The following is a 12,342-nucleotide window of genomic DNA, read 5'->3' as shown; positions in this document are numbered from 1 at the left end:
AACTACACTTTTTTGCTTACACTTCGTCCCGAAAATCCTCATTTAGCTAAGGCTAAACTCCGGTTTTCGTGCCTCGTCTAACCAAAAAATTGTTAGTTTTCGACTAGAAGACAAAAGTCCCAACAAGCTCTAAATTTTCATGTAGCCCGCTAAACTCAAATTTAGTGACTTTGCCAGAACCATAAATCCTGGATTTTCATGGCGAAACCGCTCCAAACATGCTCTAAAGGTAACGAACCGGCTGCTTAGGTGCCCGCTTTAGTTACCTTTAGGTTTTGTGCAACAATGCGTAACCGTTAACCTGCCCTGATTTCTATCGAAGTTGATTACGAGCTTTGAGTTCTTGATTTCTGTTGAAATTTTGGTAGCTTAGAGAAGTGGGCCAGCTGCGTTGGCGCTCATGTTGTAAACAATGAAAACATGAAAGAGTATCACACCAAAGTAGAAATTATTGCTCCAAAGGAAAGGGTATGGAAAACTCTAATCGACTTTGAAAGATATATTGATTGGAATCCTCTGGTTTCTCACATCACAGGTAAGATATCAGAAGGAGAGACAATCAAAACAACCATTGTTCCTTTAGAAAATACATTTGCAGCAACACTGCTTTCTTTCAAAGAAAATAAAGAGATAGTTTGGAAAGGAAAGCAAGTGGCCAGCTTTCTTTTAGCGGGCGAGCACTACTACCGTTTAAAAGAGCAAAATGAAAACCTCACCATCTTGGAACATGGGGAGTATTTTACAGGGGTGCTTTCCGTTTTTATTTCAAAGAACCTTATCCAAAAAATGGAGCGGGCTTTTGTTGCTCATAACTTAGCGCTAAAAGAAAGAATTGAAAATGAGAAATAAGCAAATTTTAATTTATGGAGCCAATGGCTACACCGGAAAACTATTTGCCAAATATTTAATTGCTAAAGGCTGGACGCCAATTCTTGCAGCAAGGAGCACAAAGGTTGAGCAAACGGGGCAAGAATTAAACTGTGCTACGCGTATCTTCAGCACCGAAGATTCGGCTAAACACTTACAAGATGTCGATTTTCTTGTGAACTTGGCAGGGCCATTTTCAGCTACCCAAGATGGTTTAATTCAGGGCTGTATAAGTTCAAAAACACACTACTTGGATATTGCTGGCGAATTTGCTGAAATGGAAAATGCCTTTAAATATGATACTGAAGCGCGGGAATCAGGCATTTTTATAATTCCCGCAGCAGGTTTCGGTGTGGTACCTACTGATATTGCCGCTAAAATCGCGTGTAGTAAACTCCAAAATCCTAATCAGCTCACCATCGCTTACGCAACAATTGGAGGTGCTTCCCGAGGGACACTAAAAACCGTTTTGAAAGATATCCAAAAAGCAGGGCATATTCTAATTGATGGTGAATACAAAATGGCACAACCAGCTCAAAGTGAGATGGATGTTACCGTTTATGCAAAACAGTTTAAGGCCGTTTATAACCCATGGCGTGCTGACTTATATACAGCTCGCCTTTCAACATCTGTTTCTAACATAGAAACTTATTCTGAATTCCCAGGTTTTGTGGTAAGCATGATGAAAGGTAAGCTAAAATGGTTGAGAAACTTACTGCTTAATAGGTTGATTAAATTTTTCCCCGAAGGGCCTTCTGACAGTCAGCTGAAAAAAGGTAAAACTTATATAAAGGCAATTGCCAAAAACGACAATAACGAAACGGCAAGTGTTGAAATAAAAGGTCCAGAAGCTTATCTTTTTACAGTGAACTGCATTGAGAAGGTGATTGAATTGATTTCGGAATATAAAGGTAAAAAAGGTTGTTTGACCCCTTCTATGCTTGGCACTGAATGGCTGAAAGAAATAGAAGGAGTTGAAATAAAATAATACGGTTTACAATAATTAAGAGCGAAAGTCGGCTGCAAGCCAAGACTTTACGCTCTGGTGTTGTACGAAACTGGAGCTGAGCGGTGGAATCGGGCACTATGGGGTAGTCACCGGCCATCTGGGTGTGCTGCCTTTTGATTTACTGTGGCTGGCAGTCCCACTTAGCTTACTGGAGGCATTTTTGACAGCCTGACTTATTCGGTGCGTATTCCGGTCCCTTTGACCCCCCATTCCGATTTAGTCTGCCCCCCCTGTTCCGGAGTCATTGACCCCCTAAATGTTAATAACGTTCCGGAGTCATTGACCCCCGTGATGTTAATAACATTCCGGAGCCACTGACCCCCTTTTGCAATGCCTGGGCGATGTTGGTTTTAATCCTTAATCTAGCCATAAAAACGGCTGGATGAAGAGCAAAACCAAACGAATGGACGAGATACGCCAGATTTTAGAGGCTTACCAAGCCTGTGGTTTTTACAAGCGCACAGCTAAGCGCCTGCAGGTATCCAAAAATACCGTCAAAACCTACGTGCAACGCGCGCAGGCTGCCTATGGCACTGTAGCCCAAGCCCTTGCCGTTGAAGAGGGGGAGCTGCACGAGGCGCAACCCGGGGGCTATGGCTACAGTCAGTTCTGCGAGCGCCTGGGGCGCCATTTGCAGGGCAAGGGCTTGTCCATGGCCCTGTCGCACAAGCCAGGCCATTCGGTATACCTGGACTTTGCAGGCAAGACCATGCAGTGGGTAAGCCGTGAGGACGGGCAGGTGCACGATTGCCAGGCCCTGGTAGCGGTGCTGCCCTATAGCCAGTATACCTTTGCCATCGCGCTGCACTCTCAGAAAGTACTGGACTTGGCCCACGGCATCACAGAAGCCCTGCTTTTTTTTGGCGGCGTGCCGCAAGTCATCCTCTCGGACAACCTCAAGGCTTTTGTAACCCGCCCTGGGCGCTACGAGCCTGATTTCAATGAGCTCTGCGTGCAGCTTGCAGCCCATTACGGCTGCGGGCTCGAGGCCGCCCGCCCTGGCAAGCCAAAAGACAAAGCCAGCGTAGAGAATATGGTCAGCACCGTCTACAAGCGCGTCTATGCGCCGCTGCGCAATAAAACCTTCCATAGCCTTAGCGAGCTGAACCACGCCATAGCCCCAGCTGTGGAAGCGCACAACCTGCTCCCCTTCCAGAAGCGCCCGGGCTCCCGGCTGTCCTGCTTTGAGGCAGAAGAGCAGCAGCTGTTGTCCGCTTTGCCCAGCCACCGCTTCGAAGCTAAGAAAAGCACCTCTGCAAAAGTCCAGCGCAATTACCACATCTTCCTGGGCGAAGAGAAAAACTTCTACTCTGTGCCCTTCCAGTACGTAGGCAAGCAAGCCTATGCCACCTACACATCAAGGGCGGTGGAGGTCTTTGTGGGCCAAAAGCGCGTCGCTTCGCACCAGCGGCTGCCGCCGCATGGCACGTACCTCTACCAGACCCAGGAAGCCCACATGCCCCGCAGCCACCAGGAGTGGCGCAAAGCCCAGGGCTATGACGCCGCCTACTTTGCAGAGCAAGCCCAAAAGATAGGCCCGGCTACAGAATGGGCAATGGGGCAGGTGCTCCTCTCGCGTGCCCAACAGAGCCAGAGCTACAACTCCTGCCGGGGCATCCTGGCCCTGGGCAAAAAGTACACCCCGTTGAGGCTGGAGAGGGCTGCCGTGCGCTGCCAGGGCGCTGGCAAAGCATCCTACGGCATGCTTAAGAACATCCTCGAGCGCAAGCTTGACCAGCAACCGCAGCAGCTGGGTGCCTTCTCGCCCCCCGAGCACAGCAATATCCGCGGGCCGCAGGCTTATCAATAACATTTACTTCACCAAAATCAATAATCATGACCAATGCTTCTTTGACACTGATGCGGGAGCTTAAGCTTGCCGGCATGGCAGATGCTTACCAGGCTATCCTGGAGCTCCCCCTCAATGAACAGCTCCAGGGCGACGAGCTCATCGCCCGCCTGGCCGATGCCGAACAGTAGCACCGCCAGGCCAAACGCATGAAAATGTACGCCCGCCTGAGCAAGCTGCGCTACCAGGCTAACATCCAGGACATTCTATGCTCTGAGCACCGCAACCTCTCCCGCACAGAACTGGCCAGGCTTAGCGACAGGGCCTGGATAGAGCGCGGCGAGAACCTCTTGATCACCGGGCCGACCGGCTGCGGGAAGTCTTTCCTGGCTTGCGCCCTGGGGCACCATGCCTGCGCCCTGGGCTTGCGCACCCTGTACTTCAACATGAACCGCCTGTGCGAAGAGATCGCACTGGCACAAGCTGACGGCTCGACGGTCAAATGGCTCAACCGGCTCCAGAAAGCCAGGCTCATTATCCTCGACGACTTTGGCTTGCAGCCCATCTCCCACAAAGTAAAGCTGCTGCTGCTGCAAATCCTCGAGGACCGCTACCAAAACGGCGCTACACTGATCTGCTCACAGCTCCCTGTCGCTAAGTGGCATGAGTACTTTGACGAGCCCACGATCGCTGACGCTATCCTTGACCGGCTCGTGCATAGGGCACACCGCATAGAACTTCGGGGGGAAAGCATGAGAAAATCAACAAATAACCTATCTTCGTAAACGACTTACCAACATCCCCCGCCAGAGCAAATGTGCTCAGTTATCAACAGGGGGTCAATGAGACCGGAATTAGGGGGTCAATGACTCCGGAATATGCACGAGGGCGAGATGTGCCCTGTGCACGATCATCAATTACGGAGTTGGCGGCATCTGCGTTTTTTCCAGCATGACTGCTATCTGCACGCACGTGTGCCGCGGGTGAAGACGGAGTCAGGAGAGGTACGCCTGGTAGCGGTCCCCTGGGCTGAGCCGGGCAGCTCCTTTACCCTTTTATTTGAGCTTGACGTTCTAAAGCTCATGGATAAAGGCATGAGCGCCTCTGCAGTAGGCCGCCACTACAGCTTTGATTCTCGTATAGCTAGCCGTATAGTGGGCCGCCATGTCAGCAATGCTTTGGCTACTCAGGAGCTAAGAGCGGTCAAGGACCTATCTGTCGACGAGACCTCACGAAAGAAAGGGCACAACTACCTGACCATCCTATGTGACCGGCAAGCTAAAAAGGTAGTAGGCGTATCTCTGGGCAAAGACCAAAAAGCTGTAGGCGAAGCACTTATCGATATGGAAGCCCGTGGCGCAGACAGGGCTACAGTACGGTCAGTGACTCTAGATATGTCACGCTCCTATATCGCGGTCTGTGAGTCCTACCTTCTTCCACAAGCCGAGATGGTTTTTGACCGCTTTCATTTAGTCAAAAAGCTTAATGAAGCTATTGATACTATTCGAAGAGCAGAACAAAAGCAGTTTAAGGAGGCGCTCAAGCACAGCCGGTATTTATGGCTGCGCAATGCCAGCAAGTTATCTCAAAAGCAGCAACAACGCCTGGACTTGTTAAAACAAGCATTCCCTAATCTGGGCCAGGCCTACCGCCTCAAAGAGCTATTCCGGGAAGTTTTCGATGCGGCTCAGTTTTCAAAGCGCCTCAAGCCGCTCAATGAGTGGATAAAGATGGCTTGGGGCAGCGGGATCAAGCCCATCCAGGAGTTTGTCAATATGCTCCATGACCATTGGTACGGTATTAAGACCTACTTCAAAAGATTGGCAAATAATGCTTTCGCTGAAGGGGTGAACCTAAAGATTCAGGAAATAAAGAGAATTGCCAGAGGCTATCGAAACCCATTCAATTTTATCCTAATGATCTACTTCAAACTCGGAGGCCTTGATTTGAAAATCCACTAAATATGGCGAAGAGCCGAATAATAGAATTACCAATTATATAGAAATTTTGAGATCAATAGTATCTTTATTGTTCTATAAGGATACAAATGAACAATTGCAAATACTTTAAGGTAATTACCGCTACTCACAGATTTATACTGTTTATCGTGCTATTTTCTTTTTTATCGTTGCAAAGCATAGCACAAGATGTCACTTCCGATCCTGTTATAGACAGCCTTCAGCACGCCCTGCAAAAGCAAGAAGGAAAGGACAGAATCGCCACCTTACTCTCCCTTCAAGAGCACTACTACCCCAACGAGATAGAGAAAGGACTAGACGCTGCTAAAGAGGCACTTACGATTTCTAGAGCACTTAAGGATTCTTCCCATGTGGTAGAAAGTCTCATGGCAATCGGTGAAGGAAATCGACTGCTAGGAGCGTATGACTCACTGCGGATTGCCCTCGAAGAGGCACTGCCCATCGCATTGAGTCTAGGAGAGCGGCCGTTTATTTTTCGTATTTACACCAATATGGCTTCTTATCATGAAAGAGTAGGAGACCTCAACCAAGCCCTGACGATTAGTAATAAAGCCCTCCAATACTGCGAAGAGAAAGACAAATTTATACTTTATAACAATCAAGGACGGATCTACAACCAACTAGGTCAAGTAGCCAAAAGTATAGCGCTTTACGAATTGGCATTGCAGCAAGCAGTCGAGCAAGGTCAGAGGAATGCAGAAGCCGTCATCTCCAATAATATAGGAGCCCTTTATTTCAACATTAGACATGACAAAAAAGCTACAGAATACTATCAGAAGGCCCTTGCCATAAAAAGAGAAATCGGTGATAAGAGAGGCCAGTTGTATAGCCTCATGAACCTTGCCGAACACAATGCACCTGACGAGGCATTTGACGAATATGCCAATATTGGAATGGAAATAGCCCAAGAGATTGATGATGAGCGGTTCATCTTGGTATTCACGGTTATGCAAAGTAAAAAGCTATTGCGAGAAAGTAAAATCCAGGAAGGCATCGACCTATTGTTGCCGATCTACAATGAAAATAAGGATCTTCCATCCTTCGAGCAATTTTATCTACTTAAGGGCTTAACAACCCTCTATATAGCTCAAGGTGATCTGAAGAAGGCCGAAGAGCTAGCAATGGATATCATGGACTTAGGCGAGCAAACCTCCGACCTAGAGACCGTACAAAGTGCAAGGGCTTTTCTTATCGACATTTATAACAATACGGCACAAGCCGATAAGTACAGGGCCGTTGCCAATGAATATTATGCTACCCGAGACAGTATCGAGAACCAGATGTTTGTCGACAACTTTGCCGTAATGGAAGCCAATCTTCATAGTGAAGAAGTTAAGAAAGTAGCTCTGCTGAAGGAAGCCGTAATTCAGAAAACCAGAAGTCGAAATATCATTGGTTTTGCTGCCTTGCTGATCACTTTACTCCTGGGGTCACTACTCTACATAAGGTCTAAGCTACTCAAGGCACAAGAGAACGTAATCTTAGAAAAGAAAAATAGTGTAGAGATATTAGAGGATCGCAATCGGGTGCTACAAGAAAACTCCGAAATGCGAACGAGGTTCTTTACCAATATATCCCATGAGTTTCGTACCCCACTTACGTTGATTATGGGCCCTCTAGAGCAGCTCATCGACAAGGTTAATGATATAGGAGACATCAAGCTCATGCAAGGAGCCCTACACCAATCTAATCGATTGCTCAACATGGTAAATCAGCTCTTAGACTTATCCAAAATTGAAAATAAGCATGTCTCCTTGGACGTCGAAGAGACTGAATTCATCTCTTTTGCCAAAGGGATCTTTATGTCTTTTGAATCGCTAGCAGATACCAATGGCCTACAGATGAGATTTGAAAGCAGCGTAGATCGCCTGCAGATGTGGGTTGATATCGAGAAAATGGAAATCATATTTTTCAACCTGCTTTCCAATGCATACAAATTCAGCACGAAAGGCGGCACCGTATCGCTTATGATTACTGAAGAAGCTGATGAAGTCAAGGTAGATATCATTGACTCAGGAATTGGGATTAGTCCAGAGAATCTACCTTATGTTTTTGAGCGATTTTTCAGAGTAGAGAATTCGACAGAAAATGCCATAGAGGGTAGTGGTATCGGCCTTAGCCTTGCCAAAGAGCTAATCGACATGCATCACGGCAATATTACCGTTACGAGCCAAGTAGGCGAAGGCACTACTTTCACATTAAGACTAAAACGAGGCAATGCCCACTTAGAGCAAGCTGACATACATAAGGCTGCTGACTCCCGCATAAGCTCCAGAGTCGATATGGAGCTGCTGTCGGGACTAGCTACCACAGATGCTACTGCACTAGCTAAGGTCAAAGATCCAAGCTACAGTAAACCCACTATCCTACTTGTGGAGGACAACAATGATGTACGAGATTATATCAAAAGCACACTGGATGACCGATTCCACATCCTACAGGCAGAAAATGGTAAAATTGGCTTCGAAATGGCAAAAGCCTACATGCCCGAACTCGTGATCAGCGATGTAATGATGCCGGTGATGAATGGTTTTGAATTTTGCAAAAAAATAAAATCGGATGTCAATACAAGTCACATACCAGTGATCTTGCTGACCGCAAAGGTTAATGATGAAGATAAGATGACAGGACTAGAACTCGGTGCGGACGAGTACCTGCTGAAGCCATTCCACGCCAAAGAATTAAATATAAGAGTCAAAGCACTGATACAGTTAAGGGTCAATCTGCGAAACAAACTGCTGCAGTCTCCTTTGGTCAAAATTACACCATTGGAGGGCAATCCGGTCGAAAATCAATTCATAGAGCAAATCGGAGATATAATCAATAAACACATGGCAAATCCTATTTTCAGTATAGACATACTCGCCGAAGAAATCGGACTCAGTCGATCACAATTGAATAGAAAGATGAAGTCAATAACGGATATGACCACCAACAATTACATCCGATATATCCGTTTGCAGAAAGCCCTTGTGCTATTAGAGCAAGAGGATAAGAATGTATCAGAGGTGACCTACTTGGTCGGCTTTAGCAGTGTAGCCTATTTTGTCAAATGCTTCAAGGATCAATTTGGCAAGACCCCGGGTTCCTTTCAGAAGGGATGACACTAGGATAGATATCAAATTACTTTTACATAAAAAAAGCTTCTTCCCTGCAGAAGCGAGAAAAGTAGGCTTATTCGTAAAGTGTTGATAATCAATAATATAATAAATTGATGCATCAAATTTTATATTAGATGTGATTTTTTTGATAACGTCATAGAGGCTAATGAGACTTACTTTGCTCTCATTAATTAACCTTTTTAAGCAATTATCATGGCTACAAAAATTACATTGTTTATCCTTCTTTTCATTTGCATTTTTATGCCCTTGCAGGGACAGATAACTTTAACCGAAAGCAATACTCCGCATAGCCCCAATCTAAATGATGAGAGACTACTCAGTTATACTCCAGTAATCAATTTTGAATTGGAGGGAGAAAACATTCAATACGATTTTGGCTCGATCGCCCCTGAGTTTATGTACACTGACGAGTATTTTTCAGCCGTTAGACCAGAATTCGCAGATGCTACTAGATACTTTATAAGCCGCTCAGTATTTGGTCCATTAGATTTATTTAGTGAGTATCATACTAGAAAGACATCAGATGGCATAGCCGAGGTGGGCACTTATAAGCTTGAGCAATCCCTAAGCTTAGGCCCTCTGAGTGGCAACCCTGACGATCAATTGGTATTTTCTGGTAATGCAACTGTATTCCCTGTGCCTAATTATGAACTACCCTTCCCAACAAACTATGGTGACACTTGGACTACAAATACTGAGATTGTGTTTGACCTTAATGTATCTATCGCAGCTTTTGGACTAGATAATGTGCCTGGCAGAGCAGTGTCATACCTTGAGCATCAATATGAAGCTGCTGGCTGGGGTAAAGTTACAGTACCTACCTTAGCTGGCCCAAGCATTCCTTATGATGTTTTGGTGATAAAGCATGGTACTACTTTTATAGATAGCATATTTCTGGGAGGTGCTCCTGCTCCTGCTGCATTGCTTAGTGGTCTAGGCCTCACTCAAGGTGCTCAAGGGATACAAAACTCGTATTATTTTTATGCCGAAAACATCGAAAACCCATTGATGCTTCTAGTTATGTCAGACGATTGGCAGACGATTGAGGAAGTTCAATACCCGAGAAATGGCCTCCAAGTTGCTTCACCGTACACCTATGTAGATGCAGACGCCACTGGAGCAAATAACGGTACTTCGTGGGCCAATGCCTACACAAGCCTAAGTACAGCCCTAGACAATGCTGAGCCCAACGAAGAGATCTGGGTAGCAGAAGGCACCTATACACCCGAAGTGCCAGCAGTATCACCCGACCCAACCAAGAGAATGTTTCTACTCTGGCAAGACGTCCAATTGTACGGTGGATTTAATGGTACAGAGACGAATAGGTCACAGCGAAATCCTTCTTTGTATGAGACTATACTTTCAGGTGATATCAACGGAGATGATGTGAGCAATAATTTTTCGATTAATAGATCTGACAATGTAGAAAATGTTGTCTATGGTAATAATACGATTAGTGCAGCCTGTGTACTAGATGGATTTACGGTCTCTGGAGGTCATGCAGACGGTGATCCAAGTATATTAACGGACATTAGAGGTGCTGGTTTATTTACTTTCGGGCCGCTGCAACTTAGTAACTGTATTTTGAAAGACAACTTTGCCCAAGATCACGGTGGCGGAGCTTATTACCGTACTGCTGATGCAGCTGGAGGAAAGGTAGTTGGCTGTCGCTTTCAGCGAAATGAAGCAGGTATGAATGGTGGCGGTTTGTTTGTTGCATTCGTCCCTGGAAACGGTGTCGAAATAGATAGTTGCCAATTTTCAGAAAATATTGCAGGAGACACAGGTGGCGGATTTACATCTGTTGAAGCTCATATAAATTTCAAGAACTCTTTCTTTACCAATAACACTGCTATAATAGGTGTTGGAGGAGGAATGTCTCTATCTAATGGGCTTAATCCAATTTTGTCCAACTGTGCTTTCTCAGGCAATAGTTCAACCCAAGGTGGTGGTGCTGTCATAACACTACTTACTGCAAATCAATCTGCAACAGTTGAAAATTGCATTTTTAATGGTAATACTAGCACAGCCGGAAGCGGAGGTGGATTGACTTGCCAATCTAGTGTGCAAAATAATAACTATCAGATCAACGGTTGTACCTTTATTGGTAATACGGCTGAAAGTGGTATATCAACTGGAGCAGGATTAGATGTTGTGTATGGAAATTTTGCAAGTGGTGGCACTTCAATAATTACAGATTGTACAATAATGAATAATACAGTCTCAGGATCAGGAGGTGGTCTATCATTAAGAGATCAGGCGGGTGACAATCAACTTGAGGTTCGCAATTGTGAGATCTCAGGCAATAGTGCTGAAAGCAACGCTGGAGGCTTGCTATTTTTTAAAGCTACAACAAGCAATAGTACTATACGCATCAGCCAGACCACCTTTAGTAATAATGATAGCCCTCAGGCACTCGGTATAGGTATGGCATCTGTAGCTGGTTTCGTACCAGGACTAGACGTATCTATCGACAATTGCCTATTCGCAGGTCATAGCGGACCCAATAATGCCTCAGCAGTCGTAGTCGCTCAAGCAGTGCCTGTGACCTTGACCAACTGTACTGTTACTGGATCATCACCTGCCATCATCGCTGCAGATCAGGCTGCTATAACTTTGCAAAACAACATCCTCTATACCCCTGACTTTACAAGTGTACTAGCTGCAAGTGCTAGTGCGACTTTGACTTCTCTAGGAGGTAACCTATTTAGTGACAGTGCAGCTAGTGCATGGGCGGTAGCACAAGATCAGCAAGATGCTGACCCACTATTCGTAGTAGGCACTACCGACTTATCAGAGACCAGTCCAGCAGTCGATCGAGGTATATTGCCTGATGATGTAGCTGACCTCGATGTTAAGGGGAGTGCCAGAGTCCAAGGCAGCTGTATTGACATAGGAGCCACGGAAAGTGCTTTTGATGCCAATCTCACTTCTTGCCTTATGCTTACTAGTACGAAAGAGGACATCATCGTGCCACCAACGGCAGTAACAATATTTCCTAATCCAGTCAGTACGACGGGTCAGATCAAACTAGATAATGATTGGAGAGGAAATATCTCACTGCGTATAGTGAATACATTTGGACAAACAATTCAAGATTATACCATCACCAAACATAATGATACTGATAATTGGGACTTAAACACCCAAAATCTACTTGATGGAACATACCAGTTAATTTTATCAAATGGACAGCATCTGATGACTAAATCATTTATTGTAATCAAATAAATAAGCAATTTTGAATACAAAGATCACTTAGAATATTAATATGTTCTAGGTGATCTTTTTTATTACTATCCTATTATTTCCCTTTCCAATCAATCTTTTACACCGAATATCCTTAATATATGAAAAAAGAAAACCGGCAATAACAATGCGAATAAGTCAACACGGCCACGACGTTGATTCTTCGGTTGAAAAGTCCTAAATTACGCCAGGTTAAAGCGTTGAGAAGACGTTTATGAAGGCTGGGCTGCGCATGTGCAAACCGTTGGGCATATTAAAAACAGAATATGAAAATCGCAGGGCACTATGGGGTAGTCACCGGCCATCTGGGTCTGCTGCCTTTTGATT

At 45.3% G+C, this 12,342-nt stretch carries 7 protein-coding genes and 1 pseudogene; all 8 read left to right on the top strand.

The features are described 5' to 3' along the window. Window positions 1–420: 420 nt before the first annotated feature. The 8 genes and pseudogenes from RIC19_RS08735 to RIC19_RS08700 all read left to right on the top strand — a co-directional run bounded on the left by RIC19_RS08735 (window position 421) and on the right by RIC19_RS08700 (window position 11,997). On the top strand, window positions 421–849 hold the full coding sequence (locus tag RIC19_RS08735) for an SRPBCC family protein (protein ID WP_350177923.1): 429 nt from the start codon (window positions 421–423) through the stop codon (window positions 847–849). Beyond that, window positions 839–1,855, top strand: coding sequence for a saccharopine dehydrogenase family protein (locus RIC19_RS08730; RefSeq protein WP_350177922.1), 1,017 nt, complete (start codon window positions 839–841; stop codon window positions 1,853–1,855). Before RIC19_RS08735 ends, RIC19_RS08730 begins: the two co-directional genes overlap by 11 nt. A 424-nt stretch (window positions 1,856–2,279) precedes the next feature. Further along, window positions 2,280–3,686 (top strand): IS21 family transposase, encoded by a 1,407-nt coding sequence (gene istA, locus RIC19_RS08725; protein WP_350177921.1) that lies wholly within the window; start codon window positions 2,280–2,282, stop codon window positions 3,684–3,686. Window positions 3,687–3,712: 26 nt separating this feature from the next. After that, window positions 3,713–3,856 carry a hypothetical protein gene (locus RIC19_RS08720; RefSeq protein WP_350177920.1) on the top strand — a complete coding sequence of 48 codons (144 nt, stop codon included), beginning with the start codon at window positions 3,713–3,715 and terminating at the stop codon, window positions 3,854–3,856. A gap of 12 nt (window positions 3,857–3,868) precedes the next feature. Beyond that, window positions 3,869–4,450: pseudogene (istB, locus tag RIC19_RS08715) on the top strand (IS21-like element helper ATPase IstB); the annotation flags it as partial. A gap of 93 nt (window positions 4,451–4,543) precedes the next feature. Beyond that, complete coding sequence (locus tag RIC19_RS08710) at window positions 4,544–5,626, top strand: ISL3 family transposase (protein WP_350177919.1); 1,083 nt, start codon at window positions 4,544–4,546, stop codon at window positions 5,624–5,626. Window positions 5,627–5,712: 86 nt separating this feature from the next. Beyond that, window positions 5,713–8,748 carry an ATP-binding protein gene (locus tag RIC19_RS08705; protein ID WP_350177918.1) on the top strand — a complete coding sequence of 1,012 codons (3,036 nt, stop codon included), beginning with the start codon at window positions 5,713–5,715 and terminating at the stop codon, window positions 8,746–8,748. Between the two features lie 210 nt (window positions 8,749–8,958). Beyond that, window positions 8,959–11,997, top strand: coding sequence for a T9SS type A sorting domain-containing protein (locus tag RIC19_RS08700; RefSeq protein WP_350177917.1), 3,039 nt, complete (start codon window positions 8,959–8,961; stop codon window positions 11,995–11,997). Window positions 11,998–12,342: the final 345 nt, after the last annotated feature.

The sequence above is a fragment of the Phaeodactylibacter sp. genome (assembly GCF_040219495.1).
Taxonomy (GTDB): domain Bacteria; phylum Bacteroidota; class Bacteroidia; order Chitinophagales; family Saprospiraceae; genus Phaeodactylibacter.
The sequence above is the reverse complement of the archived record's forward strand: the minus strand, read 5'-3'. Positions and strand labels throughout refer to the sequence as shown.

What these genes read in the sequence shown, in the direction of transcription:
- RIC19_RS08735 (WP_350177923.1), top strand. Translation starts at nt 421, where the DNA reads ATGAAAGAGTATCACACCAAAGTAGAAATTATTGCTCCAAAGGAAAGG.
- RIC19_RS08730 (WP_350177922.1), top strand. Translation starts at nt 839, where the DNA reads ATGAGAAATAAGCAAATTTTAATTTATGGAGCCAATGGCTACACCGGA.
- istA (WP_350177921.1), top strand. Translation starts at nt 2,280, where the DNA reads ATGGACGAGATACGCCAGATTTTAGAGGCTTACCAAGCCTGTGGTTTT.
- RIC19_RS08720 (WP_350177920.1), top strand. Translation starts at nt 3,713, where the DNA reads ATGACCAATGCTTCTTTGACACTGATGCGGGAGCTTAAGCTTGCCGGC.
- RIC19_RS08710 (WP_350177919.1), top strand. Translation starts at nt 4,544, where the DNA reads ATGCACGAGGGCGAGATGTGCCCTGTGCACGATCATCAATTACGGAGT.
- RIC19_RS08705 (WP_350177918.1), top strand. Translation starts at nt 5,713, where the DNA reads ATGAACAATTGCAAATACTTTAAGGTAATTACCGCTACTCACAGATTT.
- RIC19_RS08700 (WP_350177917.1), top strand. Translation starts at nt 8,959, where the DNA reads ATGGCTACAAAAATTACATTGTTTATCCTTCTTTTCATTTGCATTTTT.